We start from the raw sequence: 24,184 nt of genomic DNA, 5'->3' as shown, positions 1-24,184 counted from the left end.
GGCTGAAGGACGTGATCGAGAAGTCGCCGTCCGGCCCCTGGCCGCCTTCCTTGTCCAGCACCTTCAGCGCGATCAGGCCGGCGGTGAGGTAGGCGTTCTTGATCGCCGTGAACCCGGCATCGGCGGGGTCCCAGACCATCTCGAACTCGACCGAGCACTCGCGCAGCGTGGGCGCCGTCGCCCGCCAGCCCTGATTGGCCCGGGTGGTGACATCCGCCTCGCCCGCCTCCAGGTTGAGCGTGACGTTGCGGACGTTGGTCATTTCGGTGGATGCGGGGTTGCCGGCCGCGCCGTGGTACAGCTTGGCGTTCATCCCCAGTACGAAGTTCGCCATGTCTCAGTCCTCCATGACTGCCGGGCGCTACGTCAGCCCGAGCTCGATCACCGTGCCGGCCGTGGCGCGCAGGTACACCGTCTGGCCGTAGGACGGGCCGAGCATGACCATCGAGTCGGCCGGGATCGTCAGCTTCGCGGTCGCACCGGACACGTCGCGCACCTCCACGTTCGCGGCCAGCGGCCGCACGATCAGCGTGGCGCCGCGCGGCACCTCGACGGCCTGATCCGACCCCGTCGCCGTCAGCGACTCGAGCGCCTTGAAGTTCATGGGCCACTCCTTCGGTTTGAGGGGCACGACGGGCGGCGTGTACAGCAGCACATGCAGCCCAGCCTGCGTGGCCCGCAGGCCATAGCCGGTGTTGACGACCGCCCCGACCAGCGCGGCGTTGACCTCCGCCCGCGTCCACGGCTTGGCCGTCGCCGGCGAGTTGCGGGCGAAAACGAAGACCGTGTCGTACGCGCCGCTTGGGTTGAAGTTGGCCGTCGCTTGTTCACTGGCGCCCACCCGCAGCGTGACACGTCCGTTGCCGCCGCTGTTGTTCCGCCAGCACACCGCCGCGGCCGCCGCGACAACGCGTTCGCCGGGCGCGAGCGCCACATCGGCGACGCCGACGTTGAACGTCGCACCGGGGTAGCTGCCGTCGAGGTAGGTGCTGTCGCCGTCCTGCGGGACCTGGCTGACGTACTCCCAGTAATCCACGTCAGGCTCCCTTTGGCTCGACCTCGGGCGGCGGCTCGTCCGGCGGGTACGGGTACCAGCCGAACTGCGAGCCGTTCACGTTCGCGTTGAGGCGCGCCACACGCACCGTCGGCCCGAACAACGTGGCGTCGTCGCACGTGTAGACGTCGTCGACGTCGACGGTGTAGCCCTGCGAGGCGAGGTTGAAGCGCTTGCCCAGATACGCCACGTTCATCGACCCACCCGGCCCGCCGAGCCCTTGCGCCACAACCTTCCCATCCATGCGCCAGACGTACCGATCGAACAGCACCGCGAGTTCGCAGTAGTACCAGCGGTTCAGGTCGACCCGCCCGAAGCTGGCCAGGTGCGGCGAGCCCACCGCGCCGATGTGCAGCCGCAACGTGCCATCCTCGCCGAGTCGCAGCGATGCCCGATGGGTGGTGCCCGAGCCGATGAACAGCAAGTGTTCCCATTGGCCCACCGTCTGCGGCAGCGCGATCACGCGCAGTCCGAATCCAATCGTGTACGCCGTCCGGCTGACCGTGGTCGGGTTCCCGTTGGCGTCGTAGCCGTTGGCCACGGCGATGTTCACCACCGTTGTGCCGGTCGGAACCGTGAGTCGGCAGCCGCAGGCGCCGCTGCGCTTGTACGCCGCACTGACCGTCGCCCCCGTGAAGGTGACCATCTCCGCAAGGTCGAACGCCTCGAAGCCCGCGAACCACTGCAGCGGCATGGCGGTTCACCTCCGCACCCGGTACGTGACCGTCAGCACGCTCGTGAACTGCCGGTACTGCTCCAGGTGCTCCGGCGCGAACACCGGCTCGTTCTCGAGCGCGAGCCAGGCCGCCACGGCGAATCCCTCAAGCTTGCGGTAGCGCAGGTGGTCGCCGATCTCCTCGACCAGCCTCATCAGCGCGTCCAAAGCCGCCGGATCATCGACGTCGACCTTGCGCTGCACCCCGATGTCGATCGCGCAGTCGTGGAAGCCGTCCGCGCGCGTGGCCGCGCTGATCGCCAGGCTCTTGGGGATGACCGTGACCTTCACCGCCTGCAGCACCGGCAATTCCACGGCGGGGCGGTAGCCGCGTTCCGCCTGGAACGTCATGCTGAACGTCGCGCCGTTCAGGCTGGCGACGATCGCATCGGCGAGCGCAATGAGTGTGCTGTCCGGCATCACGAACCTCGCATCAGGCCTTCCAGCCAGGTGCCGATGAACTTCAGCAGCAGCGTGCCGACGCCGCAGAGCGTGGCGAAGGAGAGCTTCTGAATGGCCGCGAGCCGCGACTCGACCCGTTCCATGCGCACCAGGAGCGACTTCTCCGGGTGGTTGTTGCCGAAGACCGCCGAGCGAATCTCGCCCAGGTCCTTCAGGCACGTCGGCTGGAACTGGCACTTCTCGGGCTGACTGTCACTCATGGCATCAGCGCTCCATGCCTACGTGTTTCGTATGGACGCGCAGCGTGCGGCGGTACGTGTCGCTGTAGCGCCACGCCGGCTCGCCGCCGGGCGCCATCACCTCGTAGAGGAAGATCTGGTCGCCATCCGTCTCGCGGATGCGGTCGCCGGGCTTGGGTAACTCCTGCTTGCCCGCCAAGACGAGGTCCGCCGCCGTAATCAGGTAGTCCCGCGACTCCGTCCGATGCAGCACGCCGTATTCGTCGGCCTGCTCGAACGTGGTCTGCCCGATCGTGGCGGGCAGGTCTACGCTGTCGCCGGCGCGGAGGTAGGTGACCGTCCGCGACAGGTGGCGCGTGCGCTGCTCCTGCAACCACGCGGCGCCTTGTTCGAGCAGGTTCGACATGGTTGCCTACTGATTCATCCGGACGCGCACCGTGGTGGCGGCGTCTGCGGCCGCCTTGACGCACTTGCCGATCAGCTTGTTGCCGGTCGCGGTGGTCGTGGCGACGTTGTTCGTGTCGTCCCAGTAGACGTTGGCGCCCGCGGTGATCGCGGTACCGCCGCCGGTCGCCTTGGCGAAGTCAAACACGCCGTCCACTGCCAGCGACCCCAACGCGTTCGCTGCGATCGGTGTGCGGGACACGCCCACCAGCTCGCCCTGCACGATGACGTCGCCCGCGGCCACGGCCGAGCCGGGCGTGTAGTCAATCGAGCGGCCGTCATGTACGAATGTTGCCTGTGCCATCCTGTGTCACTCCTTCGGGGCTGGGTCCGTACTGCTACGCCTCGCCCTTGCTCTTGATCCCGCCGCGCGGTTCCTGCAGCGCGACGCCGAAATCGTGGTAGCCGCGCATCTGCACGCCGAGCACGTTGAAGTCCGCGTCGGCGGTTTCGATCGTGGGCGCTTCCTGGCCATTCAGGAACGCGACCTCGATGACCGGCAGGTCGATCGGATCGGCCAGCAGGTACCAGGCCTTCTCCGAGTACCCCGTGTACTGCGCGTTGCTCAGGTAGCGGCTGACCTCCGCACGGAACTTGCCCGTATGGGGGTTCGCGATCGGGTACTTGGTGCTGGCGGTCGTGTCGCGGACCTCCAGCGACTTGTAGAGCACCGTGGCCATGGCGCTCAGCGCCGTGGGCACGAGCACCACTGCCGGCATCGCGCCGAGCGGCTTGCCGTCCGGATCGGTCTGGTCCAGGAAGGCCTTCTCAGCCTTGGACATGCCCTCGATCGACAGCGCCGTGTCCGCACCGGTCAGGTAGTTGTTGTTGCCGGCGCTGAAGAACGCCGCATTGTTCATGAAGATCGACCAGAAGATGTCGTTGATCTTCAGGCCGGAGCCCCGCCCCAGCTTGCGTGGGACCGTGGTGATCGCGCCGAGGTCATCGTTGATGATGTCCCGACGGTCGATCGCCAGCAGCAAGCCGTAGGTGTCGGCCTTGTTCGTGTAGGCCTGCTCACCCAGCGTGCCGTGCTTCAGCTCGCCACCCGGCGCGACCTGCTCGTACTGGTCCTTGCCGATCAACCGGTAGCTGGTGACCGTCTTGAAGTCGCTGACGTTGCGGACGGCGCAGATGTTCCGCCAGGTCCGTTCGACGCTGAAGAAGCCCTCCAGCAGGAACTTGTTCGCGACGTTGCTGAGGATGCCGCCGATGTCGATCGTCGACGCCGCGGCCCGGATTTCCCGGCCGAAGGCGTAGCGCAGCATCTCCGGCGTGACGCGCCGCTCGCGGCCGACGTAGCCGTTGGCCCGGGCCGCCTCGACGATCAGCTCGGCCAAGCCGAGGCGCCCGTCGAACTGGCGGTCCGCCTCGTCGAGGACCGGCGCTTCGAAGTATCGCTCGATCTTCTCGACCCGGGCGGCCTGCAAGCACGCGGCCTCGAGCACCTGGCCGGTGACGGCCATCTCGGTCACGTGCACGGCCGGCGCCTTGGGACGCATGACCCGGAGCTTCTCCAGCTCGGTGCGGTCCGGGGTCCAGCCTTCGGCAATCGCCCGCGCCTCGATCTCGGGCAGCCGCCCACCCAGAATTGAGCGGATCGCGGCGATGCGCTTGGTCTCTGCCAGCGCCTGCGCGCGGACATCCGCGACCGGGTTGACGACCGATGCCGGCGTCGCACCGGCGGCGGGGCCGGCCTCCGTGCCGGCGCCCGCTGCCTCGTCACGCGCGACGTCGTCCTGCGGCGCCTCCGGCGCCACGTTATCGAGGACCTCCGTGTCCTTGTTCTCATCCATGAGTTCGCTCTCCTGTTGCTGCGCCGCGATCGTCGCGGTGGTATTCCCGTCCGCCCCCAGGTCCACGAAGCTGATCTCGCCCAGCACCGTCCGCCGGGCCACGTACAGCGGCCCCTCGAACGTGCGGCTGTTCACCGTGACGCTCTTGCCGGCGCGGACGAACTCAGCCTGGGCGACCTGCGCGCCGATCGAGGCCTGCCACGGGAAGCCGCGCTTGCCGCTGGCAACCACCTCGCGCGCGGCCACCGTATCGCGCGACACGATGCCCTCGGCGATCAGCCGGCCGGCCTCAACCGCGATGCGCTCGGTGTGTCCGACCCCGGCATACATGCTGTGGCCGAAGCGCACCGGCCGACGCTGCGATGGGATCGATAGGCCCTCCAGGTCGACCACGACCGGGAACCGCCAGCCTTCCACTCGCAGCGGCTCGCCTGTGTACGCGACCATCGTGAAGCGCGGGATGACCTCGGCCTCACCCTCGACGGCCAGCGCCTCGAGTGTGATCCGCCCGGGCAGGCAGCGCAGCTCGAGCCGATCCGGCACCTCTTCGTAAGCCTCACGCGCCCGCGCGGGCGTCGACGTCTTCCGTGACATCGCTCTCGTCCTCCTGACTGTCTGTTTCGGTGGGGGCGGCTGGCGAAGTCGGCGTCTGCGCGGTGAGCCCCAGCTCACGCATCAGCGCCAACTCGCGGGCGCGCTGGCGGAGCTCGGATTCCCAATCGAGCCCGGCCTTGGCGTACTCTGCCGCGAGGGTCGTCGTGTTGCTCTGCAGCCGCGTCGCCTGCGCGCCGGCTTCCTTCTGCGGATCGACGTGCTCGAACCCGTCCCAGAACCACTGGTGCGACAGGTCGACGCCGAGTCGCCGCAGCCACTGCGGCAGGTAGCCCTCGATGAGCACGGCCTCGTCCATCCACGCCTTGAGCAGCCGGTCAAGCACCATGTCGCCGAGGAAGTTCTGATCGACGCGGATCGCTTTGAAGAAGGCCTGGTGGTCGAGACGCCCCGAAGCGTAGTTGTAGCCCGACGAGTTGCCGGCGGCGATGTTGAACGGCATGTTCAGGCAGCGGGCGATCTCGTTGATCACCTCGTGCTTGAAGTCGCCGTATACGGTTGTGGGCTGCTCCGCCTTGACCTGGCCGATCTTCCAGCCGTACGGCATCGTCATCCATGTGCCGCGGTCCATCTCGACTGTGTCCATCGGCTCGACCGCGGCCGATTCGGCGTCGGCGGGTGCGTCCGTGTAGATCACGCCCGACGGCAGCGCGGCCTGTTCCGCCGCGCCCAGCACGGCCAGCGTGTAGCGACGCAGCGTCGCGAACAGCGAGAGCGAGCTGGTGACCTCCGGGATGCCGCGGCTCTGCGCCGGGCGCTCCGCCCGGAACAGGTGCACAACCGATTCCACGGGCATGAGGTTGTAGTCGTCAGGGCCGGCGCGCCAGGCGCGCTGGTCGCCGGGATGGCGCCGCAGGACGTAGTACGCGATCGGGTTGCCGAAGCCGTCGAAGACGATGCCGTCAACCGCCCGCTCCTCCGGCGGCAGCACGCCGAACGGCGTCGAGACCTGATCCGCTTCGATCAGCCGGAGGTCGAGCTGGACCGGCGCGGCGATGCGCGGGTTGCTGGTCAGCAGCCCGAAGCACTCGCCGCTCTCGCATTGCGCAATGCGCATCGTGCGGAGCTTGTGAGAAAGGCCGATCGCCTTGGCCCAGCGGGAAAATTCCTGCTCGATGAGGCGGTTGGCTTCCGGGTCTTCGGTAAGCATCTGGAGCCGCGGACCGGTGCCGACCACGTAATTCGCGAGCGTCAGGACGATGCCCTTGGCATACGAGTTGTTGGCGACTTCGTAGCGGGCCCGGCTGCGCAGCACGCGCCGGACGTCGGCGCCCATGGCCGCGTCGGCCGAGAGATAGTCGGCATTTGCCCAGTGGCGGCGGTTCTCCGGCGTGGTCTGGGCGGCGTCATACTTGCCGCGCACGACGAGCAGCCGGCCGCGCGGGGCGGTGGCGCTGTGGTTCTTGCGTGCGCCGAGCTGTCGCAGCCAGTTGAACACTGTCACACCGCTCCGGGAGGCACGACCTTCGTCATCCGAACGCCGAGGCCCTGCTTGGCCGCCTCCTTGCTGGCGAGGTAACGGTCGGCCTCGATCTGGTCCGGCAACGGCTGCTGCTTGACCGTCTGGCCGTCGACCGCCACCTCGGCCGGCTGCTGGGCGGCCTCGCGGATCGCGCTCGCGATTTCCTCAGGCATCGCGTGCTCCGACTTGCGGGAGCGGGACTTGAACCCGCAGCGCCGGCGCATGAAGCCGGCATGTTGCCGTTACACCATCCCGCTACGGGTTACATACGCCACGCGGAACCGGGCTGTCGGACGGAGGCTGCCGACCACGGGAATTGTTCCACCGGTAGACATGGCGACGGTGGACGGACTAAATGCCGACGCGTTCGGAGGTGGTAATGCGGCGTCCACAGTGTCGACACTCCCGCCGCCGCACAATTCGGCCGCCGGCGCCCGGCCGCGTGTAGACCACCCGGAAATGCCGGCACCCACAGCGCGGGCACTCGAGCCCGCGCGGGGCCTGCCCAGCGCTCGACTTCGGCGAGGCCTTCATCGCCGGGATCTCCGCAATTCCGAGAGCCGCACGGCCGGGCGGGCCTTCGGTGTGTCGCCTACCAGCCCGGGCGGAGCGGCGCCGCCCATCGAAGCCGCCACGGCGCAGCCGATTAGGCAATCCAGCCAGTGGTTGTCGAGACCGTCGACGCGCAGCTTCCACTCGTCGACGGTCCGGCCCCGGCCCGCGGTCTTGACGCGGTACTCGCTGGTCAGGTGGTCAGCGAGCAGGCGGTGACGCTCCGGCTGACGACCGAACAGCGACAGACAGCCCGGATCACCCATCGGCACGGCCAAGCGGGCCTGGATTAACGACTTCCAATAGTTCGTGTCGAACACGACGTGCCGGACGGTGCGCCGGCCGGTGATCACGGGGATGCGCCAGTTCAGCCCCACGCGGTCCCCGCGCTTGCGCTTGTACTCGATGAACGGAATCGACGACGCGCCGACATACCGGCCGTGGCTGGGCAGCACTATGCCGGCGAACTTGCTCTGCCGGCAAAACTGGTACACGACGTCCGACGACTGGCCCCAGTTCGCGTCGATCAGACAGCGGTCGATCCGCACCTGCGCCCCATCGTCGCGCTGCCACTCGCGCCCCAACGTCCGCTCCGTCAGCCGGTCGAGGCCTGCGTAGATCGCCCCCTCGATCCCGGCCCGCGGTGCAGCGGCTCCCAGCGTGCGCCGCATGTCACGCAGTGTGAAATACTCGGCCTTCTGATCCGGCTCGGTCCCGTAGTCGAGCACGTATCCCGTGAAGTTGTCCTCCCACGCGGCGACGAGCCAGAAGAGCGCCTTGGCTTGCACGTCGACGAACATCGTCACGTGCGTGGCCGCCAGCGGCACCTCGCCGCGGCGCTGACCGTTGAGCTTCGCCAAGATCTGGTCGACCGTGAGCAGCTCGTCATCGACCTGCTCCTCAGGTAGCGGCTCGTTCTGGTACTCCGCCCAGAATGCCGCTTCCCCCCGGTCGAGCTTGAGGTTCATGGCGTGCTGGATTGCGGACAATTCGTCCGGATGGTGTCGCTCTGGCCAGGCGATCACCGCGCCGGCGTCCATCGCCGCGCGGTTGGCGCGGTAGAATTCCGTGGCGTCAGCGATCCCGCGGTCGGCCTGCATACCCAGCCGCCACAATTCGGCGTAGCGCGTCCACAGCGCTTCGTCCGTGGGCCAGGCGTAGACCATCTTCGTCCGTTCGCCCTGCCACTGCGGATGCTTCTCGCGATCGAGGATGCGGTCGGCCAGGTCGTCCGGCCGGACCACCGTCAGTGTCATCAAGCCCGCAATCTTGCGGCCCGGGCCAGCCAGACCCAGGATGGCGCCGGCGAGGATGCGCTCGCGCGTGACGCACTGGCTCGGGCTGCGGGCGGACTCGTCGGTCTGCGGATCGTCAATCAGCACCAGCGACGGTCGCACGGATGAACCGTCCGCCCGCTTGTGCTTCATGCCGCGAATGCGCCCCGTGATGCCGGCCACGCAAACGATCGCGCCGTTGGACCGCGGCGAGTGGTTCCCCAGCCACTCCAGCGGCGGCAACGTGGGCAGCACGATCTCGCGCGCCGTCCAGCCGATGTGCGTCTGCTTCCCCTGGTAGAGCTGGCCCGCGGCGCGCTGGTGAATGCCCTCGAGCGCCCGCACCGGCCCGACGACCTCGCTGAAGTCGTCTTCCAGCAGGTCGTTCGATTCCAACTCGACCTTGATGCTGTCGAGCATGCCGGCGGCGTGCTCCTCGTCGCTGCCGACGAGCGCGACGAATTCCCGGTGACCGTACACCAGCGCCCACAGGCAGGCGACTTCGCACAGCGACGTCTTGCCGCTCCCGCGCGGCATCGCCATCGCGAACAGCCCGCCCGCGAGCACGGCCTGTTCGATCTTCCGGATGACCTTCAGGTGGTCGGGTGACCACGGCAGGTGAAACGTCTGCGGGAAGTACGCCTCGCAGAAGTGGCGAAAGTCGCGTTCGGCCCGCGCGCGTTGCTCGGGATTGCGCGAGGCGTGGACCCATTCGGCCGTGGCGATGTCCCGCCCGAGCAGCGCCATCTCGCGGTTGCGCTGCGCGGCGCGCTCCTTGTGAGCCTCATAGCCGGTAAGACCATCCGGCTCCGGTCGTGGCCGGTGCCGCTCGATCACCAGCCAGGCCACGTAGCGCAGCAGATCGAGCGTGCGGCCGTCGCCGATCCGAAATCCCGCCCGCGCGCGATGGCGGTGCAGCTGCCGCTCGGAGATGACCTCGCCGAGCGGTGTGCTGTTGAGCAGCCGGACCAGTTCGGTCGGCTTCAGTTTGCGCGGGTCAATCGGCACCGGACGCCATCTCCCGTACGAGCCACGCCGCGTACTGCACGAGGTTCAGCGTGCCGTCGGCGTTGGTCGGCGCACCAGCCGCGACGTCGGCCTGCAGCATTTCGACCGTGACGGCCTGGCCGCCCACGGCGGAGAGCAGTCGGGCCGCCTCCGCCAGGGGGAGTGCCGTAGGGTTCAGCTTGGCGTCGGCGCCGGCCATCACGCCGCCTCCCGCCCACGGCCGCCCCCGGGCCCGACAGGGCGGCCCCGGGGCGGCGTATGTAACGAGTGACGGGTCCAGGCCGCCCCGGTGCGGGCGAGAGCGCTCTCAGGGCCCGGCGGACCGCCGACTCGGACCTGGCGCCAAGACATGCAAGAATCTCTCGAATTCCTCGCCACATCGCCTTGCTTTCCCGGGAAAACGAGCGACTCATGTGTCTGTACGCATGGGGCGTACGCGATGGAGAAACGACGATGAACGCGACCACGAAAACCAACCGCCGCCTGACGCCCGGGACCCTGGTGGTCAGCCGCGAAGACGGCGAGCCCGGCCGGATCGTCCGAGTCTGCACCTTCCGCCGCAACGGCCTCGACGCCTGGTCGTACCTGGTCGACACCGCCGACGGCCGCGAGATCTGGGAGGTCGGCGAGTTGTTCGTTCCCACGCAGGCGTAAACACCGAACCCAACACGAGGAGCAATCCCCATGACCACGAAGCGCCACACGACGAAGCGGACCACACGGATCAGCATCTGGAAGGTCGACGGCGGCTACCGCGTCACGGGCGACACGCGGACGTTCCGCAGCCACAGCACCGCGTTCAACGCCGCCTGGCGGGCGGCGGCCCGCACGGGGGCCAGCCTGTACGCCATCACGCCCGACGGCCGGGCCATCCCGCTGCTCACGGGCCGGGTGATCCGGGAGATCGAAGGCTGGTGAGCGCAGCGCGCACTGAACGGAGGCACGACCATGTCGAAGCGCAAGACAAAGACGATCACGCCCACCCGCATCGAGGCGCTGCTGGCCGGCATCGCCCAGGGCCGCCTGGGGATCGAGACGCTCGCGCGCCGCGGCCTGGACCGGCTCGACTTCCACGAGGTGTACGGGCCGCAGGTCCGCCGCGCGCTGCTGCAGGCCTACGTGCAGGGCTACCAGGATGGCGCCCACGACCGCGGCGCCGGGCTGGACGCGCTGGTCGCCATGGTGGGCGCGGGCGAAAGGCGGGTTCCCGCCGCGCCCGCGAGCGCACTCGGACCTGCCACAGATTCCGCTGAGAAATCGCAGAATTCCGGCCCGCAAAGTGGATTCCCGGCGAAAAGCAGCGAACTGATGTGACTGTCGCAACGCGAAGGAGAAACGCCGATGACCACGAACCACGCGAACCAGACGCCGGACGCCAGCGAGATCCTGGAGACGCTGCGGATCACGAAGGTCCAGCGCCGCACGAGCTGCGGCGGGTCCTGGGTGGTCGGCACGATCGCCGGCCACCGCTTCGACGCCCTGGTCTTCCCCGAGCACGCCGAGTCGCCGGACTTCGAACTGGGCGACAGCCGCATCTCGAAGCTCTGGGTCAAGCACATCGACACGCAGACGACGGCCGCGAACTTCGACCGCGGCTGGGACATCCGCCCGACCACGCCGCTGGCCGCCACGGTCGTCGACCTGCTGGCGGCCGGGCTGGCCGAGCACGTGTTTGGCAACTAACGCGGAGGAGCAGCGATGAGCATCGAGTTCAAAGCAATCGAGTTCCCGACGGCCCACGAGGCCATCCAGTGGACGTACGCCAGCGGGAAGGGCGAGGCGATTCTGCTTGGCGGCAAGAACTACGTCGCCGAGCAGACTGAGATCGACCGCCTGGCCACCGCGGGCGTCGAGTTCGCGTACCTGTGCGATCACGAGATGCCGGACGGCACACACCGCATCATCACGGTCCCCGTCTACTAACCGGAGGAGAGCACCATGCCAGCGAAGAAGAACGAAAAGACCCTGCCGATCGTCGAACACGCCCTGGCCAACCGCATCGCCGCCCACCGGGCCGGCAACATCGGTGACGCGACCGACGACGGCCGCAAGGCGGACCTGGCCGTCAAGGCCGCGTACATCGCCCTGAAGGCCCACGAGGACATGACCTGGCTCCGCGACAAGCTCAGCGAGGCGATCGGCCGGATCGAGAGCGCCGAGAACACGAAGGACGCGCACATGGCGCTGGTCTGGCTCCGCACCAGCCTGTGGGACGACATCCAGGCCGCGCTGACCAAGCTCGAGGCGTATGACGATCTGCTTGCCTGAAGCCGCCGAAACCCGCCGCGGCGGGTCGCCCGGGCGCTGGAGACCCGGGCCTGACGAGGCCAACACAAGGAGACGGCCATGAAGAAGGACGAGATCAAGATTGGGAACGCGTACCAGGCGAAAGTGAGCGATCGCATCGTGACGGTGCGGATCGACAGTACCAACAGCCACGGTGGCTGGAACGCGACGAACACCGCCACCGGCAAGCGCATCCGCATCAAGAGTGCGCAGCGCCTGCGGCGGGCGGTGGGTGATGCGGCGCCGACGGGCCGGCGCTCGAAGAAGGCCAGCGCGGAAATCACGCCCGCCGATCAGGGCATCGCCGCCGCCCGGGCAGAGGCCGCGGAGCCCGAGGTCAACCCGACCGTCGAGGTCATCACTGGCCAGCCCGTGCCCGAGAAGAAGAAGCGCACGCGCAAGCCCGCCGCCGAACCGAAGCCCAAGCGGGTCAGCGCGCTCGACGCCGCGGCCCAGGTCCTGGCTGACGCCGGCCAGCCGATGCGGGCCAAAGAGATGATCGAAGCGATGGCGGAGCGCGGGCTGTGGTCGAGCCCCGGTGGCAAGACGCCCGAGGCCACGCTCTACGCTGCGATCATCCGCGAGATCGCCACGAAGGGCGACGCGGCCCGGTTCTGCAAGGTCGAGCGCGGGCAGTTCACCCGCGCCGCGGTGTAGGAGGCCCGACGCGTGAACACCGAACTGGACCGGCTCCGCGAGGTCGTCACCGCCGCCGAGGCGGTGCTCGCCGCCCGCGAGAACCAGATGCTCACAGCCGAGGAATGGGACGCACTCGAGCACGCCGTAGCCGCGGCGACACAACCGCCCCCTGATGAGCGCGACGAGACCTTCACCGTCGAAGACGGCGCGCTCGTCCGGCGCGTCGTGCCCCGCAAGGGCCAGCTGTACGAACACCGCTGCCCGCAGAACGCCTTCGAGGCCGCCGCCCACGCGATCAGTGAACTCGCCGGCGGCTTCGTCCTGGAGGACGTACGCCGGGCGGCGGAGATCACCTGGACGCAGGCGGCGGTCGTGCTGGCGTTCCTGAAGGAGCGCGGCTGCGTGGTCCCGGTCCACGGCCGCAAGCACGCCGCCGCATCCGGCACCGTCTTCGAAGATGCCATGACCGAGTACCACGCCCTCTACGAGGAGAAGTGATCCATGCGACTGACGTTGACCAACGACGACTGCGAGGTCCTGGCCGCCTGGGACCTGCCCAACACCCTCCTGACCGCCCAGGTCGAGCTGATCCTGACGGACGGTCTGTGGCACAAGCACCGCCTCGACCGCTGCGACGAATGCGGCGGGTTCGCGCCGCACGCCGACATGGTCGAGCGCCATGAGCCGCACGGCCCCGAAGCGCTGTGCCCGGCCTGCGCCGGCGCGGTGCAGGAGGCTTGATCCATGCTCGATGTGAGCAGCCAGATGACGTTCCGCGTCCACGCCGATGGCGACGGCCGGCTGACACTGCGCTTCCGCCGGCTGTTCGAGGACGAGAGTAACCGCAACCGCTGGCAGTACGACGTGCCGCTCGACGACAAGCCGGAGGACGTCGTACCCCGGCTGCGCGACATCGCTACGCAGGTCCTCGCCGCGGAGCACGAGCGGCTGGGCCAGACCCTCACCCACCTGCGCGGCGGCGAACCCAAGCAGCGCAAGTCCAAGCCATAGCGCGCGCCACATGCGCATTCCTTCCCCAACGCCTCGGCGGCCGCCGGGGTGTTGGTTCGGTGCGACAGTCAAGCCGGCTTGACTACGTGCTCGCATTCGTCAACTCCGCTTTACCAACGACTCGCTCCGCCTTCCGCCCGGTGAACTTCTCCCAGCGCTGCACGATGACGTCGCAGTACAACGGGTCGAGCTCCATCAGGAACGCCCGCCGCCCGGTCTGTTCAGCGGCGATCAGCGTCGAGCCGCTGCCGCCGAACAGGTCCAGCACGTTCTCGCCCGTCCGGCTCGAGTACTGGATCGCGCGCACCGCCAGCTCGACGGGCTTCTCCGTCAAATGGATCATGCTTTGCGGGTTGACTTTCTTGACCGACCACACGTCGGTCGCGTTGTTCGGGCCCAGGTACACGTGCGCGGCCCCTTCCCTCCACGAATAAAAACACCATTCATGGTTCCCCATGAAATCCTTGCGCGTGAGCACCGGGTGCTCTTTCACCCAGATGATTGCCTGCGAGAAGTACAGGCCGCAGGCCTTCAGCACGGGCGGGTAGTTCGCGCAGTTCGCGTAGCCGCCCCAGCAGTACAGCGCGCGCCCGGGCAACAGCACGCGCGCGATATTGCCGAACCAGGCATGCAGCAGCCGCTCGAACTCCTCGTCCGACACGAAGTCGTTCGCCAGCGGCCGGTCCTTCGCGCGCATCTTTCGATGCGTCGCCTTCGCCTTTTCCGGATGGCGCTCCAGGTCGAGCTTCTGATGGTGCTTGATGCCGGTCTTGCCGCGGGCCACGTCGAAGCCGCTGTGGTGCAACCCCTGCGCGTCCAGCGCCTTCACGTTTTTCTGCATGCCCGCGAATGACGACAGCCCGGCCGCGATCGCGTTGTTGCTGCGCGGCTCGACCTTCACGTTGTACGGTGGATCGGTGTTGACCAGGTGGACGAGCTGCCCGCCGAGCAACCGATCCACATCCCCGGGCGAACCGCTGTCGCCGCACAGCAAGCGGTGATCACCGAGCAGCCACAGGTCGCCGGGCTGCGTGATCGCTTCATCCGGCGGCTCCGGAATGTCATCCGGATCGGTCAGGCCGTCTTTTACGCCCGGGTCGAGCAGCTGCGCAAGCTCGTCCGCGTCGAACCCGAGCAGCGACCAGTCGATGCCGGCGCCCTGCAGCTCCGCCAGCTCGATCGGCAGCAGTTCGAGATTCCACTCGGCCAGCTCGGCGGTCTTGTTGTCGGCGATGCGATACGCGCGAATCTGCTCAGGCGTCAGGTCGCGGGCGACATGCACGGGCACCTGCTCGAGCCCGAGCTTCTGCGCCGCCTTCCAGCGCGTGTGGCCGCACACGATGACGCCATCCGCGTCGACGACGATCGGCTGGCGGAATCCGAACCGGCGGATCGACTCGGCGACCGCGTCCACCGCTGCGTCGTTGTCGCGCGGGTTCTTCTCGTAGGGTTTGATCTCGGCCAGCGGCCGCAGTTCAACGTTCAGCATGGTTCAGACCTCCTTGTCTTGGCCGTGGGCGGAACCTCCGCCGCCCGGTTGGCCCCCACGCGGCCCCGTTTGCCCCCGGGGCGTCGCGGGCGAGCGGGGTGGTAGCGACCTGCCACCCGGCGCCCCGTGGCCCGCCCGTTGGCCCCCGACGCGCCCCGCGGCGGCCCGGGCGGGTTGAGCTGGCGCAACAAACTCAGTCGCGTTTCCGACCTCGTTCCGCGGACCCAGACTGGCCGTTGCCACAGGGAGGAACCGCTGGCGGCTGGCGCTGGCGTTCATGGGCCCGTCCCTCCGCGTCCCGCCATGAGCGCTGCCGCGCTGCGCAGTTCGGCCGCGCGCACGGGATTCAGGTCGGCGCAGCGTCCGGCGAGTTGGAGCAAGCGGTTGTACCAGTCCCGCGGCGTCCACCCGTCACGGCAGCGCGCCAGCTCGAGCACGGCCCTGGGCTGGCTGTCACCGTTGCCCGCGTACCACGCGACGCCGTTGTCGTGCTCGGGGCGTCCGGCATACCTTTGCGGCGCGGCGGGCGAGGTATGCCCAAGGTCTGCCCCAAGGTCTGCCGGCTTATCTTTCGCAGCCGCCGGAGGTTGCGCCGTCGGGCATACCTCGGCATACCTTTTTCCGGGGGTCGCCTCATGCGCGGGCGCGTGCGTGCGCGCGGGCACGCACGCGCCTGTACACATGCGCGGGGGGTCGGGAAAAGGTATGCCAAGGTCTGCCGATTGCTGTAACTCTTCATCAGCACTTGACTTCGGTTGGCATACCTCAGAAGTCAAGGTATGCGAAAGGTATGCTTTTTCGGGAAAAGGTATGCCGTCGGTCCCAATTAGACAGTACTGCTGCCGACCACTTTTGTCGGGGTCGGCCGACGTGATGCGATAGCCCGCGATGACACAATCGCGTTTACGCGAGAGGCGCATGCCCAATTGCGTCAGCGCCCCGCGTTCCGTCGGCGCTGATACCTGTGTGGTGAGCAGGTCGGTGCGCTTGCCGCCGTCCTCCCACAGCAGTGTGGCCAGATCGCTGACGCCCACGCGCGCCTCGCCCCAGCGCTGCCACCAGGCGAGCACGAATGCGCGCCAATCGGCGGTCTCGACGTCCGAGCGCCGGCGGAGCTCGTCCGCGTTCGCCAGGAAGCCGGGGATACCCGCCACGCTGAGAATGCCGCCCATCACCGCGACGTACTGCTCGAAGCTGCCCATCACCTGCGTACCGGTCGGTCGGCCAGCCGCCAGCCACGCGCGGACCAGCGTCAGGGCCGCATGCACGAGCTGCGTGCGCTGCGCCCGCACGTATGCGAGCAGGTTGGGATGCCGGAAGCCGCTGCGGGATTCCGGCGTCTCCATGCGGGCGTCCAGCCGAATCCACACGACGCGCCGGGCCAGCTCGCGGCTGAACGCCAGGTTGTTGCCCGTCGTTGCCCAGACGGCACGGTTGGGCAGCAGGAGTTCCCGCGTGTGGCCGAGCTGGCGATCCCGCCAGAGGGTGTCGGTAAGCGCCGCCGCGAGATGCTCGCTGTCCAGGCGCTGGACGACATTACCCCACAGGATGGCGGGGCTGTCTGCCAGCAGCGCCGACGTGATCTTCTTGCGCCACTCGTCGGGGTCCTTCGCGGCGGTGGTCGCGCCGACTTCCTGGCCGAGGGCGGGCAGCAGCGCCGACTTCACGAGCAGGTCCTTGCCCGTCGCCGGCGAAGGAGCGTCCACGGCGTGCAGCGGCGTCGGCCCGGAAATCAGAGGCCGCACGAAGGGTAGCAGTATCAGGGCGAAAGCATTCGCGCGACTGGCATCGTCGATGAAGGGAAAATCAGCCAGGATGTCGAGCAAGGCGCTGCGCGCTGCCGCAATGGCTGCTTCGTCCGGCGCCTCAGGGACCGGCGCCAGATCCGTCAACGTGCGATGGTGCCACAGCCCGCTCGTGGCGTGGTATCCGTCTGCGACCACCAGACTGCCGTCGGCCGCGAAGGTGGGGCAGGTCACCACGCCGTACAGTGGCGGCAGGTCGAGGCTGGGTTGGGACAGGATGTCGCGCGCGATCGACAGCGGCGGCAGGTCGGAGGTGACGTAATCACCTTGCTTGCCGTGCTTGAGCGTGAACCAGTCGGCCACATTCGTCAGTTCGCCGCGCAGGGCATCGGGGTCCAGCTGCTGGACGCGCGGCAGGACCGTGGCGTGCTCCTGCTGCACGAAGGCAATGCGGGCGATCCCGCCGGCGCGCTGGAACAGACGCGGAGGCTGATTGGCTGCGTGCAGCGCGGCCAGCGCGTCGCTGCGGATGTCGCGCAACTGGCGTTCATTGCCCTGGATCTGCGGCCGACCTGTCGAGGCCGGCGGAGTTGGCGGTGACCGCGATGCCGGTGCGGCGCCGTTCTTCGATTTCCGCGGCTGGTACTGCCCGGTGACCGTCGCCAGCGCCTTGGCGATCGTCATCTGGCCGTAGGTCTGCTCGCCGTGCTGCTCATCCCACTTTTCGCGCATTAGGCCCGAGCGGCGGAAGAGGCGATCGATCTGCGCGGCGTCCTTCGTGTAGAACGCGAGCGTGAACGCGACCGATGAATCCGCCTCGCTGCGCGAGTTGAAATGGTCGTTCCAGCGGCCGGCCCACAGGGCGTTGAACTTCTCGCCGGATTTGCGGCTCTTGCCGGCCAAACGCAGGATCTCGTCGTCATTGATCACGGCGGGCGTGCTCGGCGGTGGAGGCTGTGCGGCCACGGGTCCGGCCGCAGCCGGCGCCGGCTCTGCGCCGATGACCGCTGCATACACCGCATCGAACGCGGACTGCCGCGGCATGACGTCCGCCGCGTACTCCGGCAGCCGCGCCCCCGTGACGGTGAAGAACCGCCCGCGGTCGTACACCTCCACCTGGCCGTCGGCATAGGGCTTGCGGCACTTCGAGCCGGTCTTCTGCGCCTGCACGAACACCTTCACGCCGCTGCCGGACGGACTCAGTTCGCTGTAGCTGTCGAGCTGCTGCAGGAAGTCCAGCGCCCACGGCTTGATCTGCCCGCTGGCGTCGATGCAGTCGTCCAGATCGATGCCGGCGTACGGGTCGTCGGGTGTGAACACGAAGCCCACGCCGACCAGGTCGGCGCAGTTCTGGCAGGCGGCCAGCGCTTGCTCGAACGTGCCCCAGGTCGCCGGATTGATGGACGAGGCCTTCCCGCCCTTCGTCGGACTCACCGGGCACTTCGTCTTCTGCCCGTCACGCAGCACGTACGTCCATGCCACCCACTGCGCGCGTTGCCGCAGGCAGGCCGGCACTGTGGCCGTCAGCCGCTGGGCGTCGAATGTGCGCGGATCATCCGGCACAGGCCACCTCCAAGGGGATCGCGCTCAAACCCACTGCTCGGGCCCAACGGTCCAGGAAGGTCCGGCGGCTGATGACGTGGTTCTTCCGCGCCGCGTTGCGCAGCCCCCAGCGGTCGCCCAGCAGCACGCAATAGCGCGCCGCGCGCGTCACTGCCGTGTACAGCCAGTTGCGGTCGGCGAAGAAGTGGGAGCGGTGGCACAGCACGACCGCGCAGGGGAATTCGCTGCCCTGGGCCTTGTGCGCGGTCAGGGCGTACGCGAGCTGCACGCGGTGCACGTCCTCCCCCTGAATGCGCCGCTCGCCCACGCCGTCGAACGCGATCCGGTAGCCGCCCTCAGCGCCAGATTCGTACGCCAGCACGCGGCCCTGCGTGCCGTTCATGACGCCCAGTTCGTAGTCGTTGGCCGTCTGGATGACCTTGTCGCCGACGGCGAACTTCCGGCCGGGGTCACCGTGCAGCAGATGCTGCATCATCTGATTGAGCGCCTTGGTGCCGAGTGCGCCCAGGTGCGTCGGGGTGATGATCTGGATGTCGCGCACCGGATCGAGCCCCAGCCGCTGCGGCAGCATCTTGAGCACTAGGTCGCGCAGGTAGGTTTGGATCGGCAGCGCGTCCTGGAAGGCATCGACCACCGTCCAGGCGGGATCGCTGACGGCGGTTGGCGACACCACGCCCGTGAGCACCGCCGTGCTGTTGGTCTTCAGAATGCCAGCCTGACGTTCGACGGTCTCGAGCACCACGGTGGGCACGAGCCGATGGGCGATCAGATCGCGCAGGACGTTGCCGGGGCCGACGGGTGGCAGCTGGTTGTGATCGCCGACCAGAACCAGCCGCGTGCGGTCGAAGTCGATCCGGGCCAGCAGCGCGGCCATGAGCGGCACATCGACCATTGACACTTCGTCGACAAGCACGGCGTCGTACGGCGGATCGGGCTCCACGTCGGGGTCGTCGCTGAAGTAGAACGGTTCTGACACGCTCGGCCGGCGGAATCTCTGACCGTCGTAGCCCAGCAGGCGGTGGATGGTCCGCGCCTCGAGGTCGAGACCTTGGGCGCGCAGCGTTTCCTCGATCCGTTTGGCGGCCTTGCCGGTTGGTGAGCACAGGGCGACCCGCAGTCCCGCGTCGCGAAACGCCCGCGCGACGCGGGCCAGGACGAACGTCTTCCCCGTGCCCGCGGCCCCCGAAACCAGCGCGATCGTGCATCGCAGCGCCCTATGCAGGGCGTCGACCTGGCGGGCGTTGAGCTGCTCGATCAGTCCGCGAGTACCGAGCGGGCGCTCCACCCAAGCATGCGTCGCGAGTGTGCGCTGGATCAGCCGCTCCGCCTCGAGCATGGCTGGCAGCGCCACGGCGTTGCCATCCGCGACCAGCGCCCCATCCTGCAGCAGCCGCTCGCCTGCGCTGCGGATCACATCCCGGCTGTCGAGCGTGTCGAGCAAGAGCAGTTCGTTGCCCTTATCAATCAGGTCGGCGCCGTTGATCCAGGTGTGGCCGCCGGCGATCTCTTCACCGACGACGTACAGCAGGCCGGCCGCGATCCGCCCGGCGTGGTCCTTGGGCGTGCCCATCGCGCGGGCGATCTTGTCCACGCGCTTGAACCCGTAGCCGTCGACGTACCGGATGAGCTGGTAGGGGTCGTTGCGCAGCACGCCGACGATGCTGTTGCCGAACGTCTTCAGCAACGTCTCGACCTGGTGCGGCGTCAGGCCAAAGCCGGCCAGGTACGAACGCACCTCGTTCTCAGCGCTGTTGGCGATCCACGCCTCACGCAGCGATTCCAACGTTGCCCGGGGGATACGCAGCTGGCGGTGCAGTTCCTCGAGGTCCTGGCGGATGATGCGGTCCAGGTTGGCGGCGCTCGCGGCGTACGTGACGATCTTGCGGGCGGTGATTTCGCCGATGCCGGTGAAGGCGGGGTGCTGAGCCAGGTACTGCACCAGGCCCTCGGTCGTCTCGGGCAGCTCGTACGACAGGGATTCCACGGCGAATTGGCGGCCGTACTTCGGGTCATGCTTCCAGCGGCCCACCAGCGCGACGACATCGCCGACGTTGGCGCAGAGCTTCCCGGCGAAACGCACGTTGCGCCCATCCTCGGCCGCCAGCACGCCCGCCGAGAAACCTGGGCTGCTGTGGTAGGTCTTCTCGATCGTGCCGCGGATCGTCTCAGGCATCCGGGCCCTCCCCTTGCGCGCGGGCCGCGGTCTCCCGGGCGACCATGCGCAAGTAAGCGTCCGTGAAGGCGCGGGCGGCTTGCCGCGATCCGCACCAGAGCACCGGCACGTGGAAACGGGCCTGGATGTGTACCGCCGCCCCGAGCAGCGACTCGGGCGAGGCGCCCCGCAGCACGTCCGCCGCCTGGCCGCGCAGGACATGATCGAGGTCGGCCTCCACCACGATGCAGGCATGCGGCAGCTGCGCGAGCTGATCCAGTTCCGCCGCGAAACGCGGGAACTCGTGCAGCACGGTGCGGGTGAAGTCGGCCAGGCTCTTGCGCTCGACGGCCACGGCGCCTTCGAGCCCGTCGACGGAGTAGTCACCGGCTGGCAGGGCGCGGCGCAGCGTCGCGTAGGTGAAGCTCCAGGGCTCCTGCTCGCGCGAGTCGATGATGATGCGGAAGTCGTTCACGCGCGTCGGGCCCTCACCAGATCGCCCCGCACGGGCAATTCCTGGATGCGCTCGCGTAGCACCCGCTCGGTTTGGTGGGCGCCGGCGCTGTATGGCTCCCACCACCGCGAGCCGCAGGCCGGGCAGATGGGCAGGCTGCTGCGGTGCAACTCATAGGGGCGGAACATGCGGAAGGCTTGGCAGCGCTGGCATTGGTACTTGCGGCGGCCGCGGGCTGAGCCGTAGGCGCGTCGATAGCGGTTCATCTCTGCCTCCGTGCAGAAGAAGAGCCGGGGCGGGCCCGGGCTGTCTGAACCCACCAGCGGCCCGGAGCCGGCGATCTCCAGGCACACGTGGCCGATGGGTTACGCCATCCCGCCCCGACCGCACCCTTGACGGGCGGTGCAGCGAACAGCGCCGGCTAGAACGGCGTGGCGCCCTCGGCCGGCGCTGCGCCGGCCGGCACCTGAATGCGCTTGTTGAAATACACGTTGGAGTACTCGCCCTTGGTGCGCTTCGTGACCTCCAGCGTCAGGTCGAGCAGCTCATCCAGATGGCGCGGCAGCTCACTGAAACGCGGCACCTCGAGCCCGAGCGTCTTCAGGTCGCCCTTCACGAACGGCAGCGAGGCCTGTGTGATCACGGCGTTCTTGAAGATGTGCCGGCTGGCGTGCTGGCCGGAGAGGACGACCAGATCCCACTTCAGCATGGGGTCGCCCTTCTGGCTGCGGTCGAGCTTCACGCGCTGCACGCGCACCTGGTACTTGCCGTCGGGCACCTCGTCGTTGTCGGCGGGCTCGACGGCGTCGTACTCCTCGTCGAAGGCACTCAGGTCGAGCGGCGCCGGCGGCGTTTCATACGGCGGCGGTGGATCGAAGGGGGTGTCGGCCATGTTCATTTCACCTTTCCGTTATTGCGGGTGCTCCCCGGATGACCGTTTCCGCTCGCCGGCGCAGCGGCCGGGGTCGCCTGCGGCGCGGCGGAGTTGAAGGCGCGGTAGAACGCCTCAAAGTCCAGCGGCAACACTTCGGGCAGCCGACCGGTGCGGTCGCCCGCCTCATAGGTGGGGTGGGGTTTCGTGCGAATGACGCGTTCGACGCTGAGGTTGCCGGCGGCATCCTTGCGCGTGACCGCGTCGCAGTAGAGGATCATGTCGACCAGGCCGAGCACGACGTTGCGGGCTCGGTCCGGCAGGCTGGGCTGCGTCTTCGTGTACTCGCCGGTGCGCGTCTCGACCGTCTTGTCCTGCGCGTGCGAAATCAGCACCAGGCCGTATGGCAGGCTGGCCAGTCGCGTGAGTACGCGGTGCCACTCGTTCTTGACGAGCGCCCAGCCCTTGCCGTGCGGCATGTCGCCCTCGTACTCGATCGAGTGCTTGCCGCAGACGTGGTCGGTGCAGTACTTGAACGCGTTGTCGATCGTGTCGACGATGACCGTCTTGAAGCGGTGCTCGCCGCTGGCGACGAGCTTGCAGGCCGCCAGGAAGTCCTCCCACGAGTACGTGGGCACCTTGAAGACCTCGAGCTGGTTCAGCCCCGGCTCGCACTCGAAGAACAACGCGTCGGGGAAGCGGCTGGCGAACGAGCTCTTGCCGATCTTCGGCGGGCCGTACACCAGCACGGTTTGCTGTGACAGATCCGCCGTGGGTTTGCTGCGCTCGGTGGGCAATGCAACGGGCATGGGGTGCTCCTTCAGAATGCGCGCTCAGAATCGCCGGAGGGCGCCGTCGCCAACTCCTCGTGCGGCGGCGCGATCTCGAACAAGTTGTCACGGACGTTGGGGTTGAAGCCGGACTGGCAGTACGGCAGGTATTCGCAGGGGCGCTCGTAGGCGAAGCAGTTCGATGTGTTCAGCAACCACTTCCCGCGGCGTCGCGCGTCCAGGTACTGCTGCGTGATCTCCCAGACTTCCTCCTGCAGCATCGCCAGGCGGTCTTCGGACAAATAGATGCGCTCGCGATGGAAGGCCTCGGGTCGGGCGTACCATTCCGCGAGCCGGCCCTGGAATTCCTCGTCGGTCTCAGGGAGTTGGCGCTGCGCGGTGGAGCGGCCGCTCTTGTTCTTCGCGGCCAGGGCGGCGCGCCGCGCTTCGTACTCTTCCTGGCTTTCGCCGGCATGCTGCTTCAGACGCGTCTTCAGCAGCACGTTGTAGATCACGCCGACGATCGGGTAGCCGATCTGCCGCAAGTAGAACGAGTAGAGCGCGATCTGCGTGTCGGTCCACAGCTTGTCGAGGTAGTTGGCATCAACCGACCCGGCCGTCTTGTGCTCGAGCAGGTACAACTCGCCGCCGGCCCGCACGATGCCGTCCGCCTTGCCGGCCATCACGAAGGTCTGGCTCGGGCGGCCCGTATCCGGATTGCGAATCTCGCCGGTGAACTCTTTCTCGATCTCGACGATCTCAAACTCTTCGCTCGGGTAGCGCTGGGCGTAGCCGACCAGCATGGCGCGCGCCAGGTGCCAGCGGTGTTTCTGGAGGGGGTCGTGGTCCCGCTGGGGGAACTGGGCGTCGAGGAACTCGAGCGCCGCCCACAGACGGTTCGCGTCGCCTGTCAGTCGATACCAGCGCTCCAGTGCGCCGTGGATCACGCTGCCGAACGAGAGGCTTTCGGGCTTTTCGCGCGGCTGGAGCTGATCGACGTAGCGATGGCGGTACTTGCGCGGGCAGTTGCGGAACGTGTTGAGCGCGGAAAACGTCAGCAGGTTCTTCGTCGTGCGGCCTGCAGCGGCGGGCGCATCCGCGCCCCAGATGTCCTGAGTGAAGTCGCCCTGGCCAAGCCGCACCAGCGGCACGCCATTGGGTGCGTCGAATTCGGGGCAATTCGCCGGATCGCGACTCACGCCGCCCTCCCTTCGGCCGCGGTCGGGACCGGCATGCGCCGCACGCGGAAGGCCTCTTCCCCGAACTCGCGCAGCGCTAGGCTGGTGAAGACCTGCACGAGCGCCGCGCCCACTTCGGTCGTACCGTCGATCGTGATGGCGTGGCGCGGCTCGTCGACGTGGTAGCCGGCGTCCATCCGGACCCGCGCAGCGCCGAACAGGCCTTCGATCGCGTACGTGGCAAGGTGCAGCGTCAGCTCCGCCTCCTCGCGCGTCGCGCGGTCGTCAAACTCGAACCGGTACACGTCCGTGGTCATGGTCCGCTCCGTCCTGCGCCGCATCGCCACGGCGTCTGCTGGTTACATACGCCGTGGCGGGTGCGGCTGTCGGACAACCCGGGAATCAGTTCAGGCCGGCAGCGCGGAAGTGGGTCCGGATCGCGCCGATCGCCTTGTGAACCTGGTGCCG

At 68.2% G+C, this 24,184-nt stretch carries 31 protein-coding genes, 1 tRNA gene and 1 other RNA gene; 11 read left to right on the top strand and 22 right to left on the bottom strand.

Annotated features, from left to right (window positions below; all coding sequences use genetic code 11):
- The 13 genes from KA383_20265 to KA383_20205 form a co-directional block, all read right to left on the bottom strand.
- Positions 1–334 (bottom strand): hypothetical protein (locus KA383_20265; protein MBP7748457.1); only part of this gene is annotated, 334 nt, incomplete at its 3' end.
- Positions 335–361: 27 nt separating this feature from the next.
- The gene (locus KA383_20260; GenBank protein MBP7748456.1) at positions 362–1,036 is read right to left on the bottom strand and encodes a hypothetical protein; all 675 of its coding nucleotides are present in this window, start codon (positions 1,034–1,036) and stop codon (positions 362–364) included.
- Position 1,037: 1 nt separating this feature from the next.
- Entirely contained in the window at positions 1,038–1,748 is a 711-nt protein-coding gene (locus tag KA383_20255) for a hypothetical protein (protein MBP7748455.1), read from the bottom strand.
- Between the two features lie 6 nt (positions 1,749–1,754).
- A complete protein-coding gene (locus tag KA383_20250; GenBank protein ID MBP7748454.1) occupies positions 1,755–2,189 on the bottom strand; it encodes a hypothetical protein in 435 nt (144 codons plus the stop codon).
- Positions 2,189–2,431, bottom strand: a complete 243-nt coding sequence (locus KA383_20245) for a hypothetical protein (protein ID MBP7748453.1) — start codon at positions 2,429–2,431, stop codon at positions 2,189–2,191. The genes KA383_20250 and KA383_20245 overlap by 1 nt, the downstream gene beginning before the upstream one ends.
- Before the next feature lie 4 nt (positions 2,432–2,435).
- Entirely contained in the window at positions 2,436–2,816 is a 381-nt protein-coding gene (locus KA383_20240; protein MBP7748452.1) for a hypothetical protein, read from the bottom strand.
- 6 nt (positions 2,817–2,822) lie between these two features.
- Positions 2,823–3,158, bottom strand: coding sequence for a DUF2190 family protein (locus KA383_20235; protein ID MBP7748451.1), 336 nt, complete (start codon positions 3,156–3,158; stop codon positions 2,823–2,825).
- A 34-nt stretch (positions 3,159–3,192) separates the two neighbouring features.
- The gene (locus tag KA383_20230) at positions 3,193–5,244 is read right to left on the bottom strand and encodes a hypothetical protein (protein ID MBP7748450.1); all 2,052 of its coding nucleotides are present in this window, start codon (positions 5,242–5,244) and stop codon (positions 3,193–3,195) included.
- Positions 5,207–6,706, bottom strand: a complete 1,500-nt coding sequence (locus tag KA383_20225; GenBank protein MBP7748449.1) for a phage portal protein — start codon at positions 6,704–6,706, stop codon at positions 5,207–5,209. The genes KA383_20230 and KA383_20225 overlap by 38 nt, the downstream gene beginning before the upstream one ends.
- Complete coding sequence (locus KA383_20220; protein ID MBP7748448.1) at positions 6,703–6,897, bottom strand: hypothetical protein; 195 nt, start codon at positions 6,895–6,897, stop codon at positions 6,703–6,705. Before KA383_20220 ends, KA383_20225 begins: the two co-directional genes overlap by 4 nt.
- Positions 6,898–6,910: 13 nt before the next feature.
- Positions 6,911–6,981 (bottom strand) — tRNA-Met (locus tag KA383_20215).
- A 273-nt stretch (positions 6,982–7,254) separates the two neighbouring features.
- Positions 7,255–9,558 carry a phage terminase large subunit family protein gene (locus KA383_20210; GenBank protein MBP7748447.1) on the bottom strand — a complete coding sequence of 768 codons (2,304 nt, stop codon included), beginning with the start codon at positions 9,556–9,558 and terminating at the stop codon, positions 7,255–7,257.
- Positions 9,548–9,757, bottom strand: a complete 210-nt coding sequence (locus KA383_20205; protein MBP7748446.1) for a hypothetical protein — start codon at positions 9,755–9,757, stop codon at positions 9,548–9,550. Before KA383_20205 ends, KA383_20210 begins: the two co-directional genes overlap by 11 nt.
- A 254-nt stretch (positions 9,758–10,011) precedes the next feature.
- On the opposite strand from KA383_20205, the gene KA383_20200 reads away from it, so the two are divergent.
- The 11 genes from KA383_20200 to KA383_20150 all read left to right on the top strand — a co-directional run bounded on the left by KA383_20200 (position 10,012) and on the right by KA383_20150 (position 13,494).
- Positions 10,012–10,212 carry a hypothetical protein gene (locus KA383_20200; GenBank protein ID MBP7748445.1) on the top strand — a complete coding sequence of 67 codons (201 nt, stop codon included), beginning with the start codon at positions 10,012–10,014 and terminating at the stop codon, positions 10,210–10,212.
- A 30-nt stretch (positions 10,213–10,242) separates the two neighbouring features.
- Positions 10,243–10,476 (top strand): hypothetical protein, encoded by a 234-nt coding sequence (locus tag KA383_20195; protein MBP7748444.1) that lies wholly within the window; start codon positions 10,243–10,245, stop codon positions 10,474–10,476.
- 30 nt (positions 10,477–10,506) lie between these two features.
- Positions 10,507–10,872 carry a hypothetical protein gene (locus KA383_20190; protein ID MBP7748443.1) on the top strand — a complete coding sequence of 122 codons (366 nt, stop codon included), beginning with the start codon at positions 10,507–10,509 and terminating at the stop codon, positions 10,870–10,872.
- Positions 10,873–10,899: 27 nt separating this feature from the next.
- Positions 10,900–11,241, top strand: a complete 342-nt coding sequence (locus KA383_20185; GenBank protein ID MBP7748442.1) for a hypothetical protein — start codon at positions 10,900–10,902, stop codon at positions 11,239–11,241.
- 15 nt (positions 11,242–11,256) lie between these two features.
- A complete protein-coding gene (locus tag KA383_20180; GenBank protein MBP7748441.1) occupies positions 11,257–11,481 on the top strand; it encodes a hypothetical protein in 225 nt (74 codons plus the stop codon).
- Positions 11,482–11,496: 15 nt separating this feature from the next.
- Complete coding sequence (locus KA383_20175; GenBank protein MBP7748440.1) at positions 11,497–11,826, top strand: hypothetical protein; 330 nt, start codon at positions 11,497–11,499, stop codon at positions 11,824–11,826.
- 3 nt (positions 11,827–11,829) lie between these two features.
- An RNA gene (locus KA383_20170) (hammerhead ribozyme type II) lies at positions 11,830–11,894 on the top strand.
- 10 nt (positions 11,895–11,904) lie between these two features.
- Positions 11,905–12,501 (top strand): winged helix-turn-helix domain-containing protein, encoded by a 597-nt coding sequence (locus KA383_20165; GenBank protein MBP7748439.1) that lies wholly within the window; start codon positions 11,905–11,907, stop codon positions 12,499–12,501.
- Between the two features lie 12 nt (positions 12,502–12,513).
- Positions 12,514–12,981, top strand: a complete 468-nt coding sequence (locus tag KA383_20160) for a hypothetical protein (protein MBP7748438.1) — start codon at positions 12,514–12,516, stop codon at positions 12,979–12,981.
- 3 nt (positions 12,982–12,984) lie between these two features.
- Entirely contained in the window at positions 12,985–13,224 is a 240-nt protein-coding gene (locus tag KA383_20155) for a hypothetical protein (protein ID MBP7748437.1), read from the top strand.
- Between the two features lie 3 nt (positions 13,225–13,227).
- A complete protein-coding gene (locus KA383_20150; GenBank protein MBP7748436.1) occupies positions 13,228–13,494 on the top strand; it encodes a hypothetical protein in 267 nt (88 codons plus the stop codon).
- A gap of 82 nt (positions 13,495–13,576) precedes the next feature.
- Here the strand turns inward: KA383_20150 and KA383_20145 are convergent, their stop codons facing one another.
- From KA383_20145 to KA383_20105, 9 genes are all read right to left on the bottom strand, one after another.
- Complete coding sequence (locus KA383_20145) at positions 13,577–14,980, bottom strand: ParB N-terminal domain-containing protein (protein MBP7748435.1); 1,404 nt, start codon at positions 14,978–14,980, stop codon at positions 13,577–13,579.
- 278 nt (positions 14,981–15,258) lie between these two features.
- The gene (locus tag KA383_20140) at positions 15,259–18,291 is read right to left on the bottom strand and encodes a hypothetical protein (protein MBP7748434.1); all 3,033 of its coding nucleotides are present in this window, start codon (positions 18,289–18,291) and stop codon (positions 15,259–15,261) included.
- Positions 18,281–20,464, bottom strand: a complete 2,184-nt coding sequence (locus KA383_20135; GenBank protein MBP7748433.1) for an AAA family ATPase — start codon at positions 20,462–20,464, stop codon at positions 18,281–18,283. Before KA383_20135 ends, KA383_20140 begins: the two co-directional genes overlap by 11 nt.
- Positions 20,457–20,918 (bottom strand): ERCC4 domain-containing protein, encoded by a 462-nt coding sequence (locus KA383_20130; protein MBP7748432.1) that lies wholly within the window; start codon positions 20,916–20,918, stop codon positions 20,457–20,459. Before KA383_20130 ends, KA383_20135 begins: the two co-directional genes overlap by 8 nt.
- On the bottom strand, positions 20,915–21,163 hold the full coding sequence (locus KA383_20125; GenBank protein MBP7748431.1) for a hypothetical protein: 249 nt from the start codon (positions 21,161–21,163) through the stop codon (positions 20,915–20,917). Before KA383_20125 ends, KA383_20130 begins: the two co-directional genes overlap by 4 nt.
- Positions 21,164–21,318: 155 nt before the next feature.
- Complete coding sequence (locus KA383_20120) at positions 21,319–21,789, bottom strand: DUF669 domain-containing protein (protein ID MBP7748430.1); 471 nt, start codon at positions 21,787–21,789, stop codon at positions 21,319–21,321.
- Between the two features lie 2 nt (positions 21,790–21,791).
- Positions 21,792–22,577: an ATP-binding protein gene (locus tag KA383_20115; GenBank protein MBP7748429.1), complete on the bottom strand. Its 786-nt coding sequence runs from the start codon at positions 22,575–22,577 to the stop codon at positions 21,792–21,794.
- A gap of 11 nt (positions 22,578–22,588) precedes the next feature.
- The gene (locus KA383_20110; protein MBP7748428.1) at positions 22,589–23,599 is read right to left on the bottom strand and encodes a PD-(D/E)XK nuclease family protein; all 1,011 of its coding nucleotides are present in this window, start codon (positions 23,597–23,599) and stop codon (positions 22,589–22,591) included.
- Positions 23,600–23,733: 134 nt separating this feature from the next.
- The gene (locus tag KA383_20105; GenBank protein ID MBP7748427.1) at positions 23,734–24,033 is read right to left on the bottom strand and encodes a hypothetical protein; all 300 of its coding nucleotides are present in this window, start codon (positions 24,031–24,033) and stop codon (positions 23,734–23,736) included.
- Between the last annotated feature and the right edge of the window lie 151 nt (positions 24,034–24,184).

The organism is Phycisphaerae bacterium (genome assembly GCA_017999985.1).
Taxonomy (GTDB): domain Bacteria; phylum Planctomycetota; class Phycisphaerae; order UBA1845; family Fen-1342; genus JAGNKU01.
Note: the sequence above shows the minus strand (reverse complement) of the source record. Positions and strands in the feature narration are given on the sequence as shown.